22 protein-coding genes are annotated in these 23,259 nt (G+C 68.3%); 11 read left to right on the forward strand and 11 right to left on the reverse strand.

Going from position 1 to position 23,259, the window contains the following annotated elements:
• Positions 1-30 precede the first annotated feature (30 nt).
• Complete coding sequence (locus BM113_RS03375) at positions 31-2,595, forward strand: DUF7527 domain-containing protein (RefSeq protein ID WP_089785314.1); 2,565 nt, start codon at positions 31-33, stop codon at positions 2,593-2,595.
• 248 nt (positions 2,596-2,843) lie between these two features.
• Here the strand turns inward: BM113_RS03375 and BM113_RS03380 are convergent, their stop codons facing one another.
• Entirely contained in the window at positions 2,844-3,149 is a 306-nt protein-coding gene (locus BM113_RS03380; protein WP_089785316.1) for a hypothetical protein, read from the reverse strand.
• Positions 3,150-3,518: 369 nt separating this feature from the next.
• Between BM113_RS03380 and BM113_RS03385 the strand changes: the two genes are divergently transcribed.
• The 3 genes from BM113_RS03385 to BM113_RS03395 all read left to right on the forward strand — a co-directional run bounded on the left by BM113_RS03385 (position 3,519) and on the right by BM113_RS03395 (position 5,957).
• The gene (locus BM113_RS03385) at positions 3,519-4,898 is read left to right on the forward strand and encodes an adenylosuccinate synthase (RefSeq protein ID WP_089785318.1); all 1,380 of its coding nucleotides are present in this window, start codon (positions 3,519-3,521) and stop codon (positions 4,896-4,898) included.
• Between the two features lie 127 nt (positions 4,899-5,025).
• The gene (locus tag BM113_RS03390; RefSeq protein ID WP_089785320.1) at positions 5,026-5,238 is read left to right on the forward strand and encodes a methytransferase partner Trm112; all 213 of its coding nucleotides are present in this window, start codon (positions 5,026-5,028) and stop codon (positions 5,236-5,238) included.
• Between the two features lie 71 nt (positions 5,239-5,309).
• Positions 5,310-5,957 (forward strand): DUF7524 family protein, encoded by a 648-nt coding sequence (locus tag BM113_RS03395; protein WP_089785321.1) that lies wholly within the window; start codon positions 5,310-5,312, stop codon positions 5,955-5,957.
• A 67-nt stretch (positions 5,958-6,024) separates the two neighbouring features.
• On the opposite strand, the gene BM113_RS03400 is transcribed toward BM113_RS03395, so the two are convergent.
• Genes BM113_RS03400 through BM113_RS03410 form a run of 3 tightly spaced genes read right to left on the reverse strand, consistent with a single transcriptional unit; the run spans position 6,025 to position 8,562 of the window.
• On the reverse strand, positions 6,025-7,224 hold the full coding sequence (locus BM113_RS03400) for a DR2241 family protein (protein ID WP_089785323.1): 1,200 nt from the start codon (positions 7,222-7,224) through the stop codon (positions 6,025-6,027).
• A complete protein-coding gene (locus BM113_RS03405; RefSeq protein ID WP_089785324.1) occupies positions 7,221-8,159 on the reverse strand; it encodes a CbiX/SirB N-terminal domain-containing protein in 939 nt (312 codons plus the stop codon). Before BM113_RS03405 ends, BM113_RS03400 begins: the two co-directional genes overlap by 4 nt.
• A gap of 52 nt (positions 8,160-8,211) precedes the next feature.
• Positions 8,212-8,562 (reverse strand): BsuPI-related putative proteinase inhibitor, encoded by a 351-nt coding sequence (locus tag BM113_RS03410; RefSeq protein ID WP_089785326.1) that lies wholly within the window; start codon positions 8,560-8,562, stop codon positions 8,212-8,214.
• Positions 8,563-8,662: 100 nt separating this feature from the next.
• On the opposite strand from BM113_RS03410, the gene BM113_RS03415 reads away from it, so the two are divergent.
• Positions 8,663-9,484, forward strand: coding sequence for a DUF2797 domain-containing protein (locus tag BM113_RS03415; protein WP_089785328.1), 822 nt, complete (start codon positions 8,663-8,665; stop codon positions 9,482-9,484).
• A gap of 45 nt (positions 9,485-9,529) precedes the next feature.
• Here the strand turns inward: BM113_RS03415 and BM113_RS03420 are convergent, their stop codons facing one another.
• The 4 genes from BM113_RS03420 to BM113_RS03435 all read right to left on the reverse strand — a co-directional run bounded on the left by BM113_RS03420 (position 9,530) and on the right by BM113_RS03435 (position 10,497).
• Positions 9,530-9,799 (reverse strand): KEOPS complex subunit Pcc1, encoded by a 270-nt coding sequence (locus BM113_RS03420; protein ID WP_089785330.1) that lies wholly within the window; start codon positions 9,797-9,799, stop codon positions 9,530-9,532.
• A gap of 7 nt (positions 9,800-9,806) precedes the next feature.
• Positions 9,807-9,941, reverse strand: a complete 135-nt coding sequence (locus BM113_RS03425; protein WP_006181151.1) for a DNA-directed RNA polymerase subunit P — start codon at positions 9,939-9,941, stop codon at positions 9,807-9,809.
• A 23-nt stretch (positions 9,942-9,964) separates the two neighbouring features.
• Positions 9,965-10,228: an eL43 family ribosomal protein gene (locus BM113_RS03430; RefSeq protein ID WP_089785332.1), complete on the reverse strand. Its 264-nt coding sequence runs from the start codon at positions 10,226-10,228 to the stop codon at positions 9,965-9,967.
• A 71-nt stretch (positions 10,229-10,299) separates the two neighbouring features.
• Positions 10,300-10,497 carry a hypothetical protein gene (locus tag BM113_RS03435; protein ID WP_089785334.1) on the reverse strand — a complete coding sequence of 66 codons (198 nt, stop codon included), beginning with the start codon at positions 10,495-10,497 and terminating at the stop codon, positions 10,300-10,302.
• Positions 10,498-10,714: 217 nt separating this feature from the next.
• Here BM113_RS03435 and BM113_RS03440 point away from each other — a divergent pair, with 217 nt between their 5' ends.
• Positions 10,715-12,973, forward strand: a complete 2,259-nt coding sequence (locus BM113_RS03440) for a COG1361 family protein (protein ID WP_245757962.1) — start codon at positions 10,715-10,717, stop codon at positions 12,971-12,973.
• A gap of 54 nt (positions 12,974-13,027) precedes the next feature.
• Here the strand turns inward: BM113_RS03440 and BM113_RS03445 are convergent, their stop codons facing one another.
• Entirely contained in the window at positions 13,028-13,756 is a 729-nt protein-coding gene (locus BM113_RS03445; RefSeq protein WP_089785338.1) for a DUF2103 domain-containing protein, read from the reverse strand.
• Between the two features lie 57 nt (positions 13,757-13,813).
• Entirely contained in the window at positions 13,814-14,791 is a 978-nt protein-coding gene (gene surE / locus BM113_RS03450; RefSeq protein ID WP_089785340.1) for a 5'/3'-nucleotidase SurE, read from the reverse strand.
• A 133-nt stretch (positions 14,792-14,924) separates the two neighbouring features.
• Between surE and BM113_RS03455 the strand changes: the two genes are divergently transcribed.
• The 3 genes from BM113_RS03455 to BM113_RS03460 are packed head-to-tail and all read left to right on the forward strand — an operon-like array spanning position 14,925 to position 16,971.
• Positions 14,925-15,326 (forward strand): FxLYD domain-containing protein, encoded by a 402-nt coding sequence (locus BM113_RS03455; RefSeq protein ID WP_089785341.1) that lies wholly within the window; start codon positions 14,925-14,927, stop codon positions 15,324-15,326.
• Positions 15,323-15,466 (forward strand): hypothetical protein, encoded by a 144-nt coding sequence (locus BM113_RS22185; protein WP_177209083.1) that lies wholly within the window; start codon positions 15,323-15,325, stop codon positions 15,464-15,466. The genes BM113_RS03455 and BM113_RS22185 overlap by 4 nt, the downstream gene beginning before the upstream one ends.
• Positions 15,463-16,971, forward strand: coding sequence for a flippase (locus tag BM113_RS03460; RefSeq protein ID WP_089785343.1), 1,509 nt, complete (start codon positions 15,463-15,465; stop codon positions 16,969-16,971). The genes BM113_RS22185 and BM113_RS03460 overlap by 4 nt, the downstream gene beginning before the upstream one ends.
• Positions 16,972-16,985: 14 nt before the next feature.
• Here BM113_RS03460 and BM113_RS03465 read toward each other — a convergent pair whose 3' ends face one another.
• On the reverse strand, positions 16,986-18,458 hold the full coding sequence (locus BM113_RS03465) for an MATE family efflux transporter (RefSeq protein WP_089785575.1): 1,473 nt from the start codon (positions 18,456-18,458) through the stop codon (positions 16,986-16,988).
• Between the two features lie 314 nt (positions 18,459-18,772).
• Between BM113_RS03465 and BM113_RS03470 the strand changes: the two genes are divergently transcribed.
• A complete protein-coding gene (locus tag BM113_RS03470; protein ID WP_089785345.1) occupies positions 18,773-20,194 on the forward strand; it encodes a serine hydrolase in 1,422 nt (473 codons plus the stop codon).
• A gap of 100 nt (positions 20,195-20,294) precedes the next feature.
• A complete protein-coding gene (locus BM113_RS03475) occupies positions 20,295-23,120 on the forward strand; it encodes a PAS domain S-box protein (RefSeq protein ID WP_245757963.1) in 2,826 nt (941 codons plus the stop codon).
• Positions 23,121-23,259: the final 139 nt, after the last annotated feature.

Raw genomic sequence — 23,259 nt, forward strand, 5'->3', positions numbered from 1 at the left:
GTATTTGGTGGGGTTACCGCTTGTTAAATTATGGACCCACGCACGCAAGAACGCGTCGAGCAGTGGGATTCTCGCCCGTTCAGCGGCGGTTACGATGGCCTCTCCGATCTCGCCGCCGACGACTTCTCGGGGGCGGTTACCGCGGCGGGCACCTGGCTCTTTCTGCTCAACGGCCGTATCGTCGGCGTGTTCGACGGCGACATCGAGGACTTCCGGAACGCGTCCGGCACGCTCTATCAAGCACCGCATCCATCGCTGCCGCTGCTGTGTACGATGGAAGAACGCGGCGGCGACACGCGAGCCAAGTACTACACCAACGACACGCCCCTGAAAGAGGTCGACAGCACCCTCCAGGACGGGTCGTTCACCGGGTACATCGAACTGAGCGAGAACGTCCTCAGCGGCGACTACTACGCGGTTTACTACGGCGGCCGCCGGATGGCCGCCGCCTACATCGGCAACGCCGAACGGCTCGTCACCGGCGAGGAGGCGTTCGAACGCGCGGCCGACGAGGTCGGCATCTACGAGGTGACCGACGTCGACATCGAGGTGACCGACGTTCCAGGCGAGGACGAACCCGACGAGGGGACGGCGGGGTCCGGGACGGAATCGACCGGGACGGAACCGGACGCCGGCCGGACCCAGCCCGAACCCGGAACCGACCCCACGGAGTCCGCGATCGAACAGATCGACGTCTCGAGCGGCGACCCGAGCGGGATCGACGTCGACCCCGGAGCCGGCACCGAGGCGGGAGCCGACGAGTCCGGCACGTTCGACGTCACGCTCGAGGAGTCCGGCACCGCCGAGACGGACGCGAGCACAGATCAGTCCGGGATCACGACTGACGACGCCGACGATCTCGAGGAAGGGTCCCGCGGGATCACGAACGGCGAAGCAGCCGGTTCCGCTTCCGAGACGGGGACGGACGCCGCCTCGGAGGCCGCCACCCCTGCACCGCCGGCGGATACCGGTCCCGACGCGGCGATCGACGAGGCGGAGCCGGAGGCCGGGTCGACGGACGCGGCCGCCGGACGGACCTCGAGGGGCGAGTCCCCGAACGAACCGACGCCGGATGCGAGTTCCGAGACCGAGACCGGGACTGAGGCCGCGTCCGCGTCGACATTGACGTCGACCGGCTCCCCCGACCCCGAAGCGGTCGAAGCCGCGGCCGAACAGCTCGATCAGAGCGGGATTTCCTGGACTGCCGAGGACGAGGAGGACACGGAACCAGAACCGGAACCGGCCACCACACCCGACCGGACCGGCGACGAGCAGCCGGAGGACGACCTCGAGGAACGGTTCGAGGAGGAAGAACAGTGGCGCGAGACCAGGAGCATTCCGTCGATCGATCCGGAGAAGACCGCCGACGAGTCGGGTGCCTCGAGCGCCGCGTCGGGAGCCGCTTCGAACGCGAGTGCCGGCGCTGGCGCTGGCGCAGGTGCGGCGGCGGGCGGGAACTCGCCGTCGGCCCGCAACGCTGGCTCCGGTTCCGGTTCCGGTTCCAGTTCCAGTTCCGGAGCAGGAGCAGGATCAGGGTCGGCATCCCCATCCAGCACACCTCGCGACCCAACCGACCCCCAGGCCGGGTCCCGTAACACCGAGAGTAGACGGCGATCCGGGACGACCGCCGACGGGAAAAGCGAACGCGTCAATCAGTTGGCCCAGCGCGTCGAGGAACTCGAGCAGCGCCGCGACGCAGTCGAGTCGAAGGCCAAGGAACTGGCTGCCGAACGGGACAAGCTCCGCGAGGAAAACGAGGAACTGTCGGCACAGGTCGACCGCCTCCAGTCCCGCATCGACGAACTGGAGACCGAACTCGAGCGGGCACGCGATGGCGGTATGCAAGAGGCCGGAACCGAGTCCTTCGCGACCGACCTCGCCCCATCACGGGCGCTCTCCGGCACGAACCTCTTCGTCCGGTACGATTCGAAGAGCCAGCCGACCCTCGAGACGGCCCACGACGGCCAGGCCGACCGGGGCGACGTCGCGACGAACCTGCGCCTCGAGCACCATACGGAGTTCGACGCCAGCGAGGTCGCGGTCGACGGCCAGTCATACGAGGAGTTTCTCACCTCGTCGATGGCCTACCGGTTCGTCGAGTGGCTCACGGAGCGGGCGCTCTACGAGATCCGCGATACGGGCCACGCCAACGGGCTCGCCGACCTCTACGACGCAATCCCGCGGATCGATCGCGCGGAACTGGACGCCACCATCTCGCTCGAAGACGACGACACCGAGGACGTTCCCGATCGAGTGACGTTCGACGTCGTCGCGTTCGACAAACGGGGGAACCCCCTCGTGGCCGCGACGCTCAACGACTCCCGCGACCCGGTGACCGAGTCCGCACTCGCCGAACTGGAGGAAGCGGCCTCGGCGGTCAAGGCAAACTACCCCGACCTCGCGGCCGCCATCGCCGTCACCTCGAGTTACTTCGAACCGGGGGCGCTCGAGGTCACGGAACAGGCGACCAGCAGCGGATTCCTCAGCCGCGGCTCGAAGCTGAGTTACGTCAACCTCTCGCGCAAGCAGGGGTATCACCTCTGTCTGGTGGAATCCCGGTCGGAAGGGTTCCACATGAACGTCCCCGAACTGTAAGGGGGATCACGGCCCGTGATTTCGGGCCGTGTTCGAGTCGAGACGCTCTCGAGACGCGTCAGCAAGCGCCGAGTCGACAGCGGATCCTGTGACTGTCCAGTTACGTCAGGATTGCTCTCGCCGGTCGGAACTGGCGTGGGCTCGCGTATTCGACGAAGGAGAACAGAAAAACGGTCAGTCGATAACCACGTCGGCGTCGCTCCGGGCGATCGGTGGATATCGACTGCGGGTCGGTCCGATGGTCGGCGTTAGTTTTCGACTTCGGGGACGTCCTCGATCTTCATTCCGTCGAGTTTGTTGATGATGTCGTCGAGTTTGCCGTCGAGTTCGTCGACGAATTCGGCGGTGCGCTCGGTTTTGATCGCACCCTGGCTGGAGGGCTCGATGAGGTTTTCTTCCTCGAGAACGCGGAGGGAGTAGCGAACCTTGTGGTGGGGGTAGCCGGTCTCGTTCGACATTTTGACGATCCCGATCGGCTCGTTCTCGATGACCATCTTCAGGACCTGCAGATGCCGTTCTAGCATATCGACTTCCTTCTCAAGTCTATCTATCATGGCATTTGTTAACTTGTCTTTGTACCCTTTAAAGGTTACTCTCGCAGAAACGGGTCGGCCACTCTCAACCCGAAGATAGTTCTTGCGAGTAGTTAACGCTTCGGGTTGCGGAGGCCGGTTCGACACCGATTTTGGGGAGTTCCGGGTCGAGAGACGGGGGACTGCGACCCGAGCCCGAGAAACGTGTCGGCGGTCGGCCGCTCGATCGGTGACGACGGCTGTCACGCGGGACTACTGCGTGTCACTCGAGGGGTGGGACCCGGCGGATAAAGAGGATTCGATCCCGGACGGCGTCGGGATCGCCGAGGCGGGCAGGCGGCCGCCAATACCGTAATCTGTTTATCGGCCCGGCAAGAATCCGCCGCTGTTATGACCGTCACAATCGTCGGGTCGCAACTCGGCGACGAAGGCAAGGGTGGCGTCGTCGATCTCTACGGCGACGCCGCCGATGTCGTCGCCCGGTATCAGGGCGGCGACAACGCTGGACATACCGTCGTCCACGACGGCGAGACGTACAAGCTATCGCTCGTTCCCTCCGGGGCCGTTCGCGGCAAGATCGGCGTGCTCGGCAACGGTTGCGTGATCAACCCGCGAACCCTCTTCGACGAGATCTCTACCCTCCAGGAAAAGGGCCTCAACCCGGACGTTCGGGTCGCGGAACGGGCTCACGTCATCCTGCCGTTCCACCGCGTACTCGACGGCATCGAGGAGGACGTCAAAAGCGAGTCCGACCAGGAGGTCGGCACTACCGGACGCGGCATCGGCCCGACCTACGAGGACAAGGCCGGCCGACGCGGGGTCCGGATCGGCGACCTGCTCGACCCCGACGTGTTGCGGGAGCGCCTCGAGTACGTCGTTCCGCAAAAGCGGGCGCTCGTGGAGGACGTCTACGACATCGCCGTCGAGGACCTCGACGATCCCGACGCGTTCGACGTCGACGCGCTCTTCGAGGAGTTCCGCGAGTTCGGCGAGCGCCTCGAGGAGGAAGACATGACCGTCAACGCCAGCACGTTCCTCACGGACGCGATGGCCGACGGGCAGACCGTCATGTTCGAGGGCGCGCAGGGGACGATCATCGACATCGACCACGGCAACTACCCCTACGTCACGTCCTCGAACCCGACCGCGGGCGGCGCTGCCGTCGGAACGGGACTCAGCCCCGGCGTCATCGCCGACGGTGAGGTCATCGGCATCGTCAAGGCGTATCTGACCCGCGTCGGCAGCGGTCCGCTCCCGACCGAACTCGGCGGCGTCGTCGGCGACACGCCGGGCTACGACGAGCAGGGCGACGGCGAAAACGAGGAACTGGCGACGTACATCCGCGAGGAGGGCGGCGAGTACGGCACCGTCACCGGCCGTCCCCGCCGCGTCGGCTGGCTCGACATGCCGATGCTTCGTCACTCCGCCCGCGTGAACGGCTTTACCGGGCTCGCGGTCAACCACGTCGACGTCCTCGCCGGGCTCGACGAGGTGAAGGTCGGCCACAGCTACGACCTCGAGGGCGAGGAGATCCTCACGATGCCCTCGACCACCGAGAAGTGGGGCGAGTGCGAGGCCAACTTCCGCAGCTTCGACGGCTGGCCCGAGGTCGACTGGGCCGACGTCGCCGAGAACGGGTACGACGCGATTCCGGAGAACGCCCGGACCTACCTCGAGTACCTCGCCGACGAACTCGACACGCCGATCTACGCGGTCGGAGTCGGGCCCGGTCGCGAGGAGACGGTCGTCGTCGAGGACCCCTACGAATAACGCCCGCCCCCGTGGAATCCGGATCGGGGCGGTTCGGATCGTCGGCCGACCGATCCGGCCCGATCGACGGACCGCGGTACCGTCGCATTCCCGAAACCTTTTGCTGGAGGCGGCCACCCTTCGTACTATGAAGGAGTCGTTGCTTGAGATCCTCCGCTGTCCGCTCGATAAACACGAACTCGAACTCGAGGACGCCGAGTACGCCGACGACGAGAACGCAAACGAAGACGAGGTCGTCTCCGGCACGCTCGTCTGTACGGAGTGTGGCGAGCGGTACCCGATCGAGGACGGCATTCCGAACCTGCTGCCGCCGGACATGCGCGAAGAGACGCCCGCGTAGTCGGCCGTCGGACCGCAACCAGTCCAGTATCGCGCCGACACCGAACGCGGAACCGATATCACCGATCCACCGTGTCGACGAACGAGATCACCGTCCACGTCAACCGGGGCGACAGCGACTCGCTCGAGGTCGAAGCCACCGGCGACGACACGGCGACCGACACCGAGCCCGCGTCTGCAGCCGCGTCTCCCGACCCCAGCCTCGAGTTCGAGGGGGCACGGTCGGGAACGCTGATTCTCCGGGGGCACGGAACCCCCGCGCACGTCCACTGTCGACTCGACGGTGATCTCGCCCGCGTCGCCTCGATCGACCGGCCGAACTACTACGTCGAACCGGACGACGTCACCGCGGTGCCGATCGCCCTCGGGGCCGACGTCGACCTCGAGGGGCCGATCGAGGGTCGTCTGGAGGTGCTGACCGGCTACGGATCGGAGTCGGTAGCGATCGACGTGATCGTGCGACCCGGCCCCCCCGAGATCGACGTCGACGAGACGCTCGCGGAGCCCTCGAGGACGGAGCCCGATCCGTCGCTCGTCGAGCGCCTGGCTGCCGGCAGCGGAATCGATCCCGGCACGATCGCGGTCGGCGCGCTCGGCCTCGTCGCGGTCGCCATCGCCACGATGACTGCGATGACGATCGGCGGGTTGGCGGCGATGGCCGGGCTCGTGGCGGTCGTCGTCGGCGTCGTCGTCGCCGGATTTCTCCTCCTCTCGCAGTAGCTAGGGCGTTCCCGACGATGTCACCGCTCGGGCCAGGGGGGCCAGGGACCGGACCGCCGGGAGTCGTTCACTCGCCCGACTCGCCGTCCGTCTCGGCGGTCGAGACCTCCCGAACGTCGAGTCCGTCCTCGTCGAACCGTTTCGCCCGGAGGTACCGCGCCCGGTAGCGGTTCGCGCCGTCCGCGACGTCGGCCTCCCGGATCTCGTCGGTTCGACCCTCCGCGACCGCGTCGATCAGGGCCTCGAGTTGCCGGACCTCGCTGGGCGTCAACTCGAGTTCGTAGGTGCGTTCGGGTTCCTGCTCGAGGTCGGTCCACGTCCGCGCGGCGGCGACGACGAGCGAACAGGGTTCCCGGCAGGGGAACGGCCCGTCGCCGCCCTCGACCTCGAGTTCGTCGTCGGGCGCGTACTCCCACTCGCGGCGCTTGAGACACTGGGAGTCGACGCAGCAGGCTTCGGCCATCCACTCGACGGTCTCCCGCGGAAGGTCGGCGACGTCGGCGTACATGCCGGTCTGTCTGTCGGCCGTCTCCCGCCAGTGGTCGACGTCGAGGTCGCCGCGCAGTTCGCGGTGCCAGTTGGCGATCGTCGCCGGGTAGAAGGTATCGACCGTCTCGACGAGTTCTGCGCCGGAGAGGCCGACGAAGGCCCATCCGGAAACGAGCGTCGGCGCGGTCTTCAGCGGCCGGTACCGTCCGTCGCCGTCCTCGGTCGCGATCCGACGGGCGTCCCGTGGCTCGTCCTGGATCTCGAGGTCGGCGGGGTCGCGGCCGGCGTCCACGCGGTGGGTGAGGTCGTAGACGCGCTCGCCGGACGCGGTTTCGGGGTCGTCGGCCAACCGCGGCGTGATCCGCAACTGCCCCCACTCGCGGTCGATCCCGTCCTCGAGCGCGGCGTACCGTTCCGGGACCGGCAGCGGCTCGCGGTCGTCCCGGGGGGTCGTTTCCGTCTCGGTCTCCGGCTCCGGACGGGGCGCGCGTTCGCACCACCGCAGGAAGGCCCGGCGGGCGGTCCCCTCGCCGCCGACGTCCTGCCAGTAGCGCCAGTTGGTGAGGTAGGCCGGCACGGGCGGCTCGGCGTCGGCGAGGTCCGCCGGGGAGACCGCTCGTCGGGTCGTCTCGGGCGTGACGAGGTCGTACTCGCCGCCGCCTGCGGGCTCGAGTCGTAACCCGTCGAAGTCGACACCGTCGGGGTCGATTCGGGCCAGCAGCGACTCGAGGGCGTCGGGGTCGAGCGTCGCCTCGAACCGCGGCTCGGACGCGGTCATGTCTCCCCACCTCCGGCCTCGAGCGTCCGCTCTTTCCCCGACTCAGGCTCCGACTCCGGGGGCGTACCGGCGCCCTCCGCGGTCGAGTCCGGGTCCACCGCCGCGTCGATATCGACGTCGACGTCGGCCCCGGCGTCGATCGCCCGCTCGAGGAGCACGTCGGCCAGCAACCCCTCGGTACCGACCGCGCCCGCGTACCAGACCCGGTGGCCGTCGACGTCGGCCGGGACGTCCCAGCCGCGCCGGTAGTCGTCGGTCAGGCCCACGTCCTCGGGGATGTCCTCCCGGGTGTGGTAGCCGTCGGCGACGAACAGCGGCACGAGGACGACGTCCCGACTCTCGAAGTAGTCGGTGACGTCGTCGACCTCCGGCTCCTCGTCCATGAACAGCGCGCGGACCTCGTCGAACCGCTCGCGGTCGCGGACCCGGTCCGCGTGGTACTCGATCGCCTTCGCCGAGTTCTCGTTTCGCTCGGTGCCGTGGCCGACGACCGCGAGGCCGAACCCCTCGCCGACCTCGGGGTCGCCCGTCACCGACTCCGCCCGCCGAACGATCACGTCGGTCATCGCGTCGTGGGTCCCGACCGGCCCGCAGTAGTGGACCGTCTTCCCGACGTCTTCCGCCTCGAGGGTCGCGTGGGTCGCGCTCGTCCCGTCGGAATCCCACAGGTCGGGCTCCCACCCCTCGAGCCGGAGTTCGCGGGGGATCACCCGCTCGGTGAAGTACCCCTCGCTGATGAAAAGCGGGACGACGAAGACCTCGTCGGACTCGAGGGTGCGAAGCACCTCTCGGAAGTGTGGCTCCTCCTTCCAGAACGCTTCCCGGACCTCGTCGAACGCGCCGCGTTCGCGGACGGCGTCCGCGTGGGCGTACGCGGGATCGGAAGCGTCCGGATTGAGGTGCGACCCGTGGGCCGCGACGACCAGCGCTTGCATACGGGCGGGTTGGGACGGCGGCCGCTTATAGGCCCTGCCGAATATCGTTTCCTTACTCCGGGACCGTAAAGTCGGTCCGGGCCTCGCAACTCGTTTCCCGCGCCCGCAGTTGCGCGACCGCGGTGTAGTCTCCCGGGATGGGGTCGGGCCACTCGGCCCCGTAGGTGGCCGTCTCGTCGGGTGCGAGCCGCTCGGAACTGATCATCTGTGCGAACGCGCGGCCGTCCGTGTACCGCCAGACCTCGCGCCCCTCGTCCTCGACGACGAACTCGGCCTTGGCCGCGTCGGCGAACTGGAGTTCTTCGGGGGTCGATCCCGCGTTCGTCACCGTAAACTCGAACGCGACGGTGTCGTCGACGCCGTCGGTCGATACGTCCGCCTCGAGCGTGCCCTCGAGTGTCATAGCTGTTCGCCCCTTCGAGGGTGCGGTGGATAGTTCTTCCTCCGGCCGGCGTCGAACGGTATATCCGTTCCGACCCCCAACCGGGAGACGGGACGTACACGTGCAACTGGTCGGATACGAGCCGAGCGGTCGGGGGTCGGCGCTGTTGCTCGCCGCCGGCGACGGTCCGGTCGACCGGCGCGAACTCGCCGCCGGCGATCGCCTCTCGTACTCGCTTGGTACTCGTCGCTGTGCAGGGACGATCGACGACGGCGACCACGTCGCCTGCGATCGCCCGAGCGCGCCCTACTGCGAGTACCACACGGACACCTGGGTCTGTGCCCGCTGTACCGGCACCTGCCTGAAAGCGGAGATGGACTGCTACGAGGAGCACGCGGTCTATCTCGCGGCATTCGCCCCGGGGACGTTCAAAGTGGGCGTCACCCGCGAGTGGCGACTCGAGACGCGGCTCCGCGAACAGGGGGCCGACCGGGCGGCCCACCTCTATACGGTCTCGAACGGCCGAATCGCCCGCGAGATCGAGGCCGAAATCGCACGCCTACTCACCGACAGGGTCCGGACCGGGCCGAAGGTCGCCGCGCTCGCGAGCGAGGTCGACGAGGACGCCTGGGCGGCGACGCTCGCGGAGCTAGAGGGGTTCGTCGCCGACGCCGAAATCGACTTCGAGTTCGATCCCGCCGCCGAGGACCTCGAGCGCGGCGTCCGCGAGGAGTTCGCCTTCGACTACGGGATCGATCTCGAGACCCGTCCCGTCCGGGAGACGATCGCGAGCGGGACCGTCGTCGGCGTCAAGGGCCGACTGCTCGTCCTCGAGAACGGCGGGACGATCTACGCGGTCGACATGCGCGACCTGGTCGGCTACGAACTCGAGGACGGGGGGACGGATCGGGAGCTTCAGTCGTCGCTGGGGTCGTTCGGCTGACGGCCGTCACGGACGCGAGGGGAGTACCTCGACGGGACGATGCGTTCAGTCCCGCTCCGAAACGACCGCGTCCCCGACCTCGGCCGTCCGCTCCGCGACGTCGACCAGCGAAAACCAGGTGTTCAACGCCGCACGAAGGGCGACGACGTCCTCGGCGTCGATCTCGAGGATAAGCGTCGCGCCGGTCCGGTCGATGGTCGTCCGCGAGCGCTCGTCGTCGATCTCGCCGATCTCGCGGGCGACGCTGTCGGCGACGAGGCGCGCACGGGACGTCGAGTCGTAGGCGAACTCGAGCGTCGCGCCGTGAGAAGACACCGTTTCGTTACTGGACGTCGACTTCCTTGACGTCGCGGCTGCGTTCTTTCAGGAGTACGCGGTGTCCGCAGTACGGACAGCGGACGCCGCCGTACTCGTCGAGCTGGACGTCGCGTTTACAGCGGGAGCACTTGTAGCTCATGCGAATATGGTCCGTATCGCTCGTTATTCGTCGTCCTCGGCCAGTGCGGCGCGGATCGAGCGCTGGACGGTGCGGCCGGCGGGGGTCTCCGGACGGTACGCGCCGCCGGTGAAGACCTCGCCGGTCTCCTCGTTCTTCCAGATGCCGGTGCCGACGCGGGTGACGTCGTCACCGTCGATCTGGGCGTTCTCCATGTCGTCTTCGATCTCGCTGACGCGACGTCGGGCGACGCGGCCGTAGCGTGCGCCGAAGCGGCCCGCACTACCGACGGTTCCTTTCTCGCTCATAGTAGGGGTAGCTATCCCCAGCGGATTATTAAACCTGTTGAGTCGCGTCGGCCCGACGGGGAACGCGGCGGTCACGCCGACCGGCCGACCGGGCCGACGAGCAACTCCCGGAAGACGAGCGCGAGCGCGGCCAGGTAGCCGGCCGGGGCCAGCGGGGCGGCGAGCAGCCCGGTGGCGAGGCCGGTCGTCGCGATCAGCGATCGGAGGACGAGTCCGCTGAGGGCCAGCAACGGGATCGCGGCCAGGACGGCGTCCGGTCGCTCGGGCATGGCTAATTACATCTAATTACACCCGTGCTTATAAACCCGGGATAACCAGCAGAGGGTGTCACTTCCACGAGTCCGTGACCACAACGGCCGGCGACCGGTTCCGCCAGGAGCGGCCAAGCCGGCGGCCGTTCGTTCACGGCGCGGATCGGTGGGAACGAACGACAGTCACTCGAGTTCGTGACAGTATATTAAGACTCTAGTCGTGGTAATATCGCCCATGCGGCGCCGGAAGTACCTCGCTGCTGGGGGGAGTCTGGTGGCGACACTGGCGGAGGGGAGGGAAGCGATCGCACGCGAGCGTCCGGTACGGGACGTCCGTACCGACGACCACGCCGACGGGGACGGGAGCGACGTCGAAGCACGCATTCTCGAGACTAACGCCCCGGTTCGGGGCGGTTCGCTGCTGGAGGCGACCATAGAGATCGAGAACGTCGGAACGACGCGGGTCAGACCGGGGATCGATCTCTTGTACGAGGGCGAGCACCGGTGGACGATTCGCACGACGGTCGAGGCAGGCGAAAGGAAGACGATCGACCCCGTCCGGTTTCGAACCTACCCCGTCGAGTCGGACGACGAAGTGACCGTGGGGGTCGAAGTCGAGAACGGCGGCGACGCCGACGAGCGGACGGCCACCGTACTCGCGGTCGACCCCCTGCACCCCGATCGGACCCGCCCGGACCGGCATCTCTCGGTACGGCCGGAAACGTCGCTCCTGTTCGAGGTCCTGGGCCTCGAGCGGGACGGCGACCCATCGCAGTGGTTCGTCGACCACGAGCACGCGGGCGCGTCGATGGGGCCCTGGTACGGCGCGTACTACGAGCGGGAAGGGGCCGACTTCTGGCGGACGTCGTTCGAGTCGCCGGGGACCCACGAGGTCGCCGTTGCCGTCTTCGAGGACGACGAGATTCGCCGAGCGACGTGGTCGGTCGAGGTGACCGAAACCGGGGTCGAACCGCCGACGGTCGAGAGGAGCCGCCCCGACGAGGAGTCGCTCGAGGTGAGTCGCGGCGAACCGACCGAACTGCAACTCGACGTGGCCCACCCGGACGGGCTGCTCGATCGGGTCGTCTGGTGGCTCGGCCACGCTGACGTCGTCCTCGACGTTACCCCAGTGAGCGGAACGACGGATACGGCATCGTACGAACTCGAGAGCTACTGTCACGGCTGCCCCATCGTCGTCTGGGTCGTCGCCGAGAACGGGAGCGTGGCGTCCGAGAGTCCCTGGGTGATCGACAGGGTCGAGGACGCCCCCGACGCGGAACTGGGCGTGACGATCACGGAGACGAACGACCCCGTCGACGCGGGGGAGGTCCTCGAGGTGAGTGCACGCGTCGAGAACCGAACCGGCGAGACGGTCACCCGGGACGCCGAGTTGATCGTCGGCCACGATCCGACGCTGGTCGACCGGGCGTCGGTGACCGTCGGCGGCGGCGAAACGGAGACGGTCGACCTCGAGTTCGAGACGGCGGTGGTCAGGCGAACCCAGACGTTCCCAGCGCGGGTCGAAATCGGGGACGCCGCCGACGAACGGACGGTCGAGGTGATCGGTACCGAGGACGTCGGCCCCTCGGTGACGATTACGGGGACCAACTCCCCGGTCCGGACCGGCGACGTCCTCGAGGTGACCGCCGAACTCGAGAACTCTCACTCGTCGACGTTGACGCGGGAGGTACAGCTCGTCGTCGGCCACGATCCCGAGGTCGTCGAGACGAGGACGGTGACGCTCGAGCCGGGTACGACCGAGACGATCGTCCTCGAGTTCGAGACGGCCCTCGTCGAGCACGACCAGGAGTTCCCCGTTCGGGTCGAGACGGAGGGCGACGCCGACGAAGTCCCCGTCTTCGTGTACGTCGAGGGGCCGCCGACGCTGGTGCGCATCCTCGACACGAACGATCCCGTCGCTACGGGGGACGTCCTCGAGGTGACCGCCGAGGTCGAGAACCTCGCCCGGTCGACGGCGACGCGGGACGTCGATCTCGTCGTCGGTCACGACCCGACGCTCGTCGACACCGAGACGGTGACCCTCGGCGGCGGCGAGACGCGGACGGTGGTCCTCGAGTTCGAGACGGCGTTCGTCAGGCGGACCCAGACGTTCCCCGCGCGGGTCGAGAGCGGCAACGACGCGGCCGTCAGAGACGTCGAGGTGATCGGCACCGAGGACCTCGACGTCGACGTGACGATTACGGGGAGCAACGATCCCGTGGACGCGGGCGAGTGGCTCGCGGTGACGGCAGTCGTCGAGAACCGAAGTGCCGTCGCGGTCACCGGGGAGTTCGAGTTCGTCGTCGGCCACGATCCGACGATCGAAGACCGCGCGACGGTTCGGCTCGGCCCGGGCGGGACGACGACCCTCGAGATGGGGTTCCGGACGGCGACCGTGGAAAACGACCAGACGTTCCCGGTCCGGGTCGAGAGCGCGCTCGCGAGCGACGAACGGACGGTCGAAGTCCGGGGCACCGACGGCGAGGGAGCGTAGCCGTCGATCGCGTCCCTCGGCTGGACGCGGCCGGGTGCGGCCGACTCCCCAACGCTACTGGAAGTCCGCCTCCGACAGCACGTCGTTGAGGTCTTCCCGAATCCGCTCGCCCATCTCCCGGTCCCGAGCCGTCGTCACTACCCGGTTCTCCTGGACGCTCGAGCCGTCCCGAAGGAGCATACGAACGTTGCCGCCGTCGTCGGCCCTGGTAACCTTCGCGCGCATTCCCGACTGTGATCCCTTCCCGCCGGCGTCGATCGGACCGGGGATCACCTTCTTGACGTGGGGGTGGCCCGCGACGGCCTGGATCGCCTGCATGCCCGTCCGGCCGCCGATCAGCGTCGAGTGACTGCCGCCGATCTTCTCCGCCGGTGGGGTGTCGACCACGTCGAGCGCCCGGTTCCCCCGCCGATCGCGGACCGCCTGGACCGGATCGTCGTCGTCGACACGGTAGAAGGGGTGGTGGATGTCCTCGCGGACGGCGCGGATCACCGCCCGGTCACCGCCGGCGTAGACCTCCTCGGGGCGTTTCCGTCGGATTTCGTCGCCGATCAGCCCCGCGAAGTTCCGGAGTTCGACGACCTCGTTGTCGCCCTCCTCGGGCATCGTCGTGATCGTCGTCTTCCCCAGCACCGGCTCCTCGCAGTCCTCGTCCGCGAGCATCGTCAGCGTCGCCCGGTCGCGCGCCGCCTCGAGGACCACTGCTTCCGTGTTGGTTTCCCGGCAGACGAGACAGAAGTCCCCGGGTTTCTCGAGCGGCGACGCGCAGTGGCGACACTCCATACCGGCGGTTGCCGTCGGACGTGTAAAACCGACGCGTTTTCCTTCGGGGCCGGCCGGTCAAAGCGACACGGCGTCCTCGAGGAGCCGTCGGACCGGCTCCGAGTCGACGAGTTCGTACGGTGCGACCAGCGGCGAGATCGCCAGTTCGTCCTCGAGGAGGGCGTGCCGGTCGGTGTCCGGTGGGTCCGGGATGTCCCGGTTGGCCATCTGCTGCCAGAGGCGGTTCGTCAGCCGGAAGCGGCCGTCCTCCATCGTCGCATCCATCTCGTAGACTTCCGTCGGACGCACGATCGAGACGTCGTCGATGGGGCGATCCGGCCGGGGGACGTTGACGTTGAGGTAGTCGACGCGGTCGAAGAGACCGGTGCCGGGTGCGCTCTCGACGATCGAGGCGGTGACCGCCGCCGCGCGCTCGAAGTCGACGGGCTCGAGATCACCGTCGGACTCGAGGTTGTCGCCCGCCCGCTCGTAGCCGAGGGTGTCCATCGAGACGGCGATCGAGGGGACGCCGAGGAACGCGGCCTCCATCGCCGCGCTGACGGTGCCCGACCGGGAGAGGACGTACGCGCCGAGGTTGGCACCCGCGTTACAGCCCGAGACCACGATATCGGGGTTCGGCTCGATGGCGTTGACGCCGACGATGGCGCAGTCGCAGGGGGTGCCATCGACCGCGTAGCCGAGTTCGTGGTCGACGTGGGGGACCGGGGAGGTAAACGAGTCCGCGGGGATGTCGACGGCGAACCCGCCGTCCCTCGAGGCGGTCGCGGCGGCGTCGGCGTTCGTGTCGGGGGAGTTCGATGGGGAGTCCGCGTCCCCATCCCTGTTCGCGTTCCCGTCCCCGTCCTCGTCCCTTTCCCCGTCCTCGTCGTCGCTCGTCCGGCCGTAAGTCAGCGCCCGTCCGACCGCGCTGCGGTTCCGGTCCGGGGCCACGACCGTCACCGAACCGACCTCCGAGAGCGCGTCGTACAGCGCCCGAATGCCGGGCGCGTCGATCCCGTCGTCGTTGGTCAACAGAATCTCCGGCGATGAATCCATGTGCCGTCCCTTGGGTGGCCGGATGGATATGCGTATCCGTCGCGGGCTCCGGGGCCGATCGGACTCGAGACGTGTCCCGGGCCTTCGTTTCCCTCCCGAACGCTCAAGACTCGTCCCCGCCAATACGGGATCGATGCACCGTCGTGCGTTCCTCCCGCTCGCGCTCGGCCCACTGGCAGCCGGGGTCGGCGCCGGGTGCCTCGAGTACCTCGACGACGACGGCGAGGAGATCACCGACCCGGGCGACGTCGAGATCGTCTGGCACGACCTCGTCCGGGACGATCCCGGGACCGAAGACGAACGCGTCGCCGTCTGGGGGATCGTCAGGAACGTCGGCGACCGAACGCTGACCTACATCGAGATCCGAGCGACGTTCTTCGGGCCGGACGACGAGGAACTCGAGAGCGTCATCGAGAACGTCGACGAGGACGTCAGTTCGGGCGAAGAGTGGGCGGTCGAGGTCGAGTTCCCCCACTTCGGGGAGCGGGCCGCCGAGGTCGAACGATACGAACTGGAACCGGCGACGGGCGTGTGAGCGTGGGAGACAAGCAAGCGGGGAAAGCCGGGACGCCCGCCTGGACGGAGGGCGTTCCGGTCGCGGCCGCGGTTCGCTCCCGGCTTCGCTCCCGCACCGGACTCGAGGCCGAACCGGACGAAGACAGGCGAACCCCATGACCGATCACGACGAAGGTGTCTCGACGCTGGCGAAACAGGGAAGCATCACGTTCGTCGGGAACGTGGTCAATGGGATCCTCGGCTTCGGGATCGTCATGCTGATGACCCGGTTCGTCAGCCCCTCGGTTTACGGCCTGTTCGTCCTCGCGACCTCGGTCATCCTCTTCATGCAGGTGTTCGCCAACCTCGGGCTCCCACTGGCGATCGACTACTTCGTCCCCCAGTACCTCGCCGACGACGAGCGGGGGAAGGCCAAGGGGGTGATCGTCCAGGTCACCGCGACGGTACTCGTGACCTCGTCGCTGGTGGCGTTCGCACTGGCGGCGAGCGCGGGGTTCGTCGGCGACTTCTTCCGGGAGCCGTCGATGGAGGTCGCGCTGTTGCTCCTGTCGGTGACGATCCCGATGCTGGCGATCTACAACGTCCTCCTGACCTCCTACTACAGCATCAAGAAGCTACAGTACCGGGTCATCATGCGGGACCTCGTCCGCCCGATCGTCCGGTTTAGCATCACGGCGGGCCTCCTGCTGATCGGCTACGGGCTCCTCGGACTCATCGTCGGCTACGTCGTCGGCCTCTTCGTCGCGATCTCGATCGGTGCGGCGGTCTTCACCTACAAGGCCTGGGACCTCCTGACGGCCGACATCGAACTCGTCGCCCCGAAACCCCTCGTCACCTACTCCGTGCCGCTGGCCATGACGAGCGTCGTCTTCGTCCTGATGGGCCACGTCGACTACTTCGTGCTGGGCTTTTACCTCTCGTCGGACGACGTCGGCATCTACCGGGTCGGCTACATGCTCGGGTCGGGGCTGATGATCATCTTCAACTCGCTGTCGCCGGTGTTCAAACCGCTGATCGCCGAGACACGCGAGGACGTCGAACTCGTCCAGGCGCGGTTCCGGACGATGGCGAGGTGGATCGCCGGGATCACGCTGCCGATCGCGATCGTCGTCTCGCTGGGAGCCAGTTCGTACCTCTCGGTGCTGTATACCCCCCAGTACGCCGAAGCCAGCGCCGTCGTCGCGTTGCTCGCCGCCGCCTTCCTCTTCAACGTCACCTTCGGCGGCCCGGACGGCTCCTTGCTGCAGGGGATGGGCTACTCGCGGATGGTCTTCGCGAACACGCTCGTCCTCTTCGGCGCGAACTTCCTCGTCTCGCTGGCACTGGTGCCGATCGTGGGCATCGAGGGGGCCGCGATCGGTTCGGCCACTGCGCTCTTCCTCGTCGGGGTCCTTACCCTGTTCGAGATTTACTACCTCGACGGGATCCACCCCTTCACCCGGGAGTTCGGCAAGATCGTCGCCGCGGGCGTCCCCGCGGCGATCGCCGGCGCACCGGTCGTCTACCTCCTCGAGTCGGACCTCCTCGTCGTCGTCGCACTCCCGGCCGTCGTCATCGGCACCTACCTGCTCACGCTGCTCGCGAGCGACGCGTTCACCGAGGAAGACGCCCGGATGCTCGGGGAGTTCAGCCCGCGACTCGAGAAGTGGTTGCCGGTGGGCTGACGCCGTCGGGCAGTTCAGTCGTCGACCGACTCCCGCTCGCCGTCGGCGGGGACGTCCGGCCGGCCCGTCGACTCCCCGCCGGGCGGTTCCCCGGCGTCCGCATCCTCGTCGATGACCTCCTCGCGCCAGGTGCCGAGCCGGAACCACGCGACGGCGACGACGAACGAGGCGATCATCCCGAACGAGTAGGCCCACCAGATCCCCTCGATCCCGAGGTCGACCCCGGGAACGGTCGGGACCGTCACGCCGAGGACCGGAATCGTCACGGCGGTGAATCCAAGCGCGAGCGCCACGGGAACCCGGAAGATCCACCGCGAGAGGAAGGAAAGCACCATCGCCTCGCGGGTGTTGCCGGCCCCGCGGAACGCCCCCTGGATGACCATCACGCCGGCGAACAGCGCCCAGAAGGGCCCCATGATCCGCAGGAAGACCACCCCTTCGGCGATCACGTCGGGATCCGCGACGAAGACGCTCATCGCCTGTGCCGGGAAGGCGACGAGCACGGCCGCGACCCCGAAGATCAGCACCATCGTTCCGGCGGTGGCGGTCCTGGCGACGGCGGCGGCGCGGTCGGGCGTCTTCGCCCCCAGGTTCTGTCCGACCCCGGTCGCCGCGGCGTTGCCGACCGCGCCGGCGACTGCCCACGTGACCGACATGTACCGGACGCCGATCCCGTAGGCCGCGGTCGGGGCCGCCCCGAAACGGGCGACGAAGCCGGCCATCGCGACGGCCGCGAAGCTCCTGGCCCAGCCGTCGATCGTCGACGGGTAGCCGACGTCGATCAACTTCCGCTGGATGCCGAGATTCGGCGCGAGGTCCCGCGGCCGAAGTCTGACCCCGAACCGCCCGTCGAGCAGGATGTAGATCCCGACCGCGGCCGCGACCGCCCGCGAGAGGAACGTCGCGATGGCCGCCCCGCGGGTCCCCATCGCGGGGAACGGCCCCCAGCCGAGGATGAAGAAGGGGTCGATGACGACGTTGATCCCGGCCGAAACGAAGACGAGCCACATCGCCGTCTTCGTGTCGCCGGCACCCTGGAGCGAGGCCCGGAAGGCGAAGAAGAGGAAGGTCAGCGGCAAGGCGAGGAAGATCACCTCGATGTAGGCCAGCGCCTCGAGGAACACCTGTCCGCGGGCCCCGATCAGCCACAGCAGCGGGCGCCGGAAGTAAAGGCCTGCGAGCGCGAGCGCGCTCGAGACGGCCAGCGCGAGCAGGATCGTCTGGGCGACGACCCTGTCGGCCATCCGGTCGTCGTCGGCCCCGACGTACTGGGAGACCAGCGCGATGGTGGCGGCGGTGATCCCCATCGCGGTCGAGACGAACATCCACGAGAGGGGGAACATCAGCGAGACGGCGGCGACGGCGTCGCTCCCTACCCGGCCGACCCAGAACATGTCCGCCAGGTTGTAGACCGTCTGGAGGAGGTTCCCCAGGACCAGCGGCCAGGCCAGGTGGAGGAGTTTCGGGGGGATCGCCCCGGTCGTCATGTCGACCCGCTTGCGCTCGGGTTCCGCTCCCACGTCGGGATCGGTGGCCGAGTCCGGGTCGCTCGGCGTCTCGTTTTCTCCCACGACGGTTCATGGCTCGCCCGGGTAGCCAAAAAGGCCTCGGCTCCCGTAGTCGGTTGCCGGCTTCGATCTCCCCGGCTCCCGGTCCGGAGCCGGCCGTCCTGTGGGGGGTTCTCAACATTGATGCGGCCGGGGCCTGATACGGTTTACCGTACGTCAGTTCCGGCGCAACCGCGACCCGAGCGGCGATAGCGCCGGGACATCGCCACAGCGATCCGTACGAGGGAACACCCATGTCGAACGCACTCGAACTCGAGGACGAGGCGACCGAGCGCATCGATTCCCTGCTTCGCGAACGACTGCGGGCGGACGGGATCCCGGGGCTGAGCCTCGCGATCACCGACGGGGACGGGACGATCTACGCCCGCGGCTACGGCTCCCGGGACCTCGCGTCGAACGCCCCCGCGACCCCCGAGACCGTCTATGGAGTCGGCTCGGTCTCGAAGTCGGTCGCCGCACTCGCGGTCGCTCGACTGGTCGGCGAGGGGACCCTCGCGTACGACGATCGGATCGTCGATCACCTCGAGGTCGACGTTCCCGAGGACATCCGGCTCCACCATCTGCTCAGCCATACCTCCGGCTACCCGTCGCTGGCGGTCAGCGAGGCGCTGATCGCCAGGCAACTCGAGGTCGGCGAGGCCGGCGTCCCCCTGGGATCTCGCGAGGACTTCCACGCTCACATGGAGGGCGCGCGCGACGAGATCGCGGGCGACCCGGGAGAGCGATGGCTGTACTGCAACTCCGGCTACACGCTGATCGGCGAGGCGATCGAGGCGGTGACGGGCCGGTCGTTCACGGAGTACGTCGCCGACGAGATCCTCGCGCCCCTCGGAATGGACCGGTCGACCTACGACGGCGAGGTCTTCGAATCGTTCGAGGATCGGATGACGCCGTACTTCCCGGAAGACCCGGACAGGGACGGAGACGCGGACGGGAACGACAGCGAGGGCGGAACCGCCGACCTCGAGCCCGCCCCGCTCCCGATCCGCGAACAAAGCGCGGCCGCGGGCGGGCTGCTCGCCCCCGTGACGGACCTCGCGAACTACCTGCGTCTCCACCTCAACGGAGGGGTCGCCGCGGACGGGGCCGAACGCCGGCTGGTCGCCGCCGAACCGCTCGAGCGGTGTTACGACGCCCACGCCGAGACGCCGTCGGGACCGTACGGCTACGGCTGGCGGACCCGGGAGGTCCGCGGCCGCGAACTGATCGGCCACGGCGGTTCGATCGCGGTCTCGACGGCCTACGTCGGCTTCTCCCCGGCGGAGGACGTCGGGATCGCACTGCTCGCCAACGCCGCCCCGGGGTACGGGCTGGCCGAACTCGGAAAAGGGGTGTTCGCGGCGGCAGTCGGCGAGGATCCCCGCGACCTCCCCTTCTTCGCCCGAAAGCGCCGCCTCGAGGAGTTCGCCGGCGAGTACGAAACGTACCGCGGGATCAAACGCGGGGAGGTCCGCGTCGAGGGCGGGACGCTCCGGATGCGGATCGGCGGTCCGATCGAGGAGGGGGCGTGGACGCCGCTCGTGCCCGAGAACCTCGAGGCCGGCGAGTTCGCCGCGCTCACGACTGCCGGCGAGCGACGGCCGGTCACGTTCGAGCGCGACGCGGACGGCAACCTGAACTTGTTCGTCGATCGCTGGCGGCTACACCGCCAGTAGTGGCTGAATCAGTGAAGTACCGACCCGATACGTGCACGACGTCCGTGAAAAGCGGCCAAAAAGTTGAATTATCTATCACACAGCGTGTCGACATATACCGATGGGAGGGGGATCCGTGGAGACGGCCGCTCGGCGGGACGGAGCGATGGACCCGGTGACAGTACTCGTCGCAGCGGCCGACCCAGGTCGGGGGCGGTCGGTGAAGGGCCGACTCGAGCGGGCCGCGGAGTCCCTGACGGCGACCGTCGAAACCGGCGAGGGCGCGCTCGCGGGGATCGATTCCAGAGGGGTCGACTGCGTTCTCTGTACGGAGCGGTGGGTGGCCGCTGCCGACAACGGCGACAACGGAGTGCGGGGTGATCTCGAGCACGTCCTCGACCGCGACGCGGACCGCGTGACGCCGCCGATCCTGTGTCTCGGCGACGGGAGCACCGTCTCGCCGCGGGCCGCGCTCGATGCGGGGCTGACCGACTACGTGCTGGAACCGTCCGGCGGCGACCCGGAGACGCCCGGGACGGATCGAAACGCCCTCCTCGCGCGCCGGCTCCGGAACGCCGGGGAGCGCCACCGGGCCGAACGGGCGGCGACGGAGTACCGGTCCATCTTCGAGGCCCTGCCGGACGCCGTCGTCGTTCACGACGCCGCCGGCAACTACTCCCACGTGAACCGGCGCGCGACCGAACTGCTGGGGTACGATCGGGAACGGCTCCTCGAGGAGACGACCGTCGCGGACGTCGAAAGCAAACTCGGGCCGGACGACCTCGAGTCGGAACTTCGGGGGATCGATCCCGGGGACACGCTGACCCTCGAGGGGCGGAACAGACGCGCCGACGGGACCGAGATGCCGGTCCGGGTGAGCGTTCGACGGGACGGGGCCGACGACGACCGGTACATCGCGGTCGTCCGCGACGTGACGGAACTGCGGGACAGGGAGCGGGAACTCGAGCGGAGCCTCGATCTCCTCGAGAAGACGGAGGAACTGGCCGACGCCGGCGGCTGGGAACTCGATCTCCGGACCGACGACCTCCGGTGGACGAACGGGACACGGCGGATCCACGCGGTCGACGACGAGTTCGAGCCGACCCTGGAGCGGGCGATCGAGTTCTACCACCCGGACGACCGCGACCGGATCGACGCGACGATCCGGGCCGCGATCACGGAGGGGACATCGTTCGACGACACCGCCCGGATCCTCACCGCCGACGGGACGACCAAACGGATCCGCTTGCGGGGCGAGGCCTACTGTGAGGACGGGAGAACGGTCCGGCTCCGGGGCGCGATCTGGGACGTCACCGAACGACACCGACAGCGCCAGGAGATCCGCGCCAGCAACGCGAAACTCGAGGCGCTCGCGACGGCGTTCCCGGACGTCGCGCTCGTCCTCGACGAGGAGGGGCGCTACCTCGAGGTGTACGCGAGCGAGGAGTCCGAAGCGCGGCTGATCGACGCTCCCGAGGCGATGGTCGGCGAACCGGTCGAAGACATCCTTCCGCGGCGACAGGCCGAGACGATCCGGGAGGGCGTCGAGCGCGCGGTCGAGACGGGCGCGACCCAGACGGTCGAGTACCGGCTCGAGGTGCCGGCCGGAAACCGGTGGTTCGAAGGGCGGATCGCGCCGGTCGGCGACCGTATCGGCGGCTCGCGGGCGGTCGTGCTGGTCGCCCGCGACGTGACCGAGCGCAAGGAGACCGCGGCGGAACTCCGCCAGCGGGAGGCCCACCTCGAACAGGCCCAGGCGGTCGCGAACATCGGCAGTTGGCACAAAGACGTCCCCTCGGACCAGATCTACTGGTCCGACGAGGTCTACGAAATCTTCGGCCTCGAGAGGGAGGACGGACCGATCGACCACGACCGCTTCATGGCTCACATCCACCCCGACGACAGGACGTTCGTCGATCGGAAGTGGGAAGCGGCGAAACGGGGCGACACCTACGACGTCGAACACCGGATCGTTACCGCCGACGGCGGAACGAAGTGGGTCAGACAGAAGGCCGAACTGACTTTCGACGACGGCCAGCCGGTCAGCGCCGTCGGCGTCGTCCAGGACGTGACCGACCGCAAGGAGTACGAGCGCCGCCTCGAGTCCCAGAACGAACGGCTCGAGGTGTTCAACCGCGTCATCCGTCACGACCTCCGCAACCGGATGAACGTGATCGAAGGGTACGCCTCGATGCTCGAGGACCGCGTCGATGACGAGAACCCCTTCGCCAGCCGAATCCGCGTCGCGGCCGAGGAACTGCTCTCGGTCGGCGAGGAGATCCACAGAGCGAACCGACTCGTCACCGATCCGGGGCACGACCGCCGTCCCGTCGACCTCCGTGCCGCCCTCGAGAACGCGCTCGACTCGCTCCGGGAGCGGTACGAGGAGTTCGGGTGTACGATGACCGCGCCGGAGTCGGCGTGGGTCCGCGGTGCGGATGGGATCGAAGTCGCGCTCGAGAACGTCCTCGAGAACGCGATCGAACACAACGACGCGGCTCGGCCGCGGGTCGAGATCGACGTGGACGTCGACCCGAACGCGGACGCCGACGGGAACGGGGAACGCGACACGGACCGCGACGATGCGATCGAGGTGACGATCGCCGACAACGGACCGGGGATCCCGAAACGCGAGCGCGAACTCCTCACCGGGCGAAGGGAACGATCGCAACTCGAGCACACGAGCGGGCTCGGCCTCTGGATCGCCACCTGGGTCGTCTCGAGTCTCGACGGGGAACTCGAACTCGCGGAGAGGGAGGGAGAGCAACGCGGCACCGTCGTCCGTATCCGACTCCCCCGAACGGAGCGCCGATCGGCCGGCGGTTCGCCCTCGGATCCGGACCACGAATTCGGTTCGGGATCGAAACCGACCACGAACTCGACCGGGAACACGAACGCGAACGCAGGCATCGAGCCGGGCCCCGCCCGACCGCCCCGCGACGGATAGTTCGCCGTCGGCACGAGAGCTTTCGGTCTCGAGTGTGACTCTCTCTGAGGAATTCGGGCTGACAGCTTCAGGCCGAGATCGGCGCGTGCCCGCGCTGCCCAAGCGGGCGCGCGCCGCACGCACACCCGCGCTGTCTGCC

The organism is Natronobacterium haloterrestre (assembly GCF_900112205.1).
In the GTDB taxonomy this organism is placed as follows: domain Archaea; phylum Halobacteriota; class Halobacteria; order Halobacteriales; family Natrialbaceae; genus Natronobacterium; species Natronobacterium haloterrestre.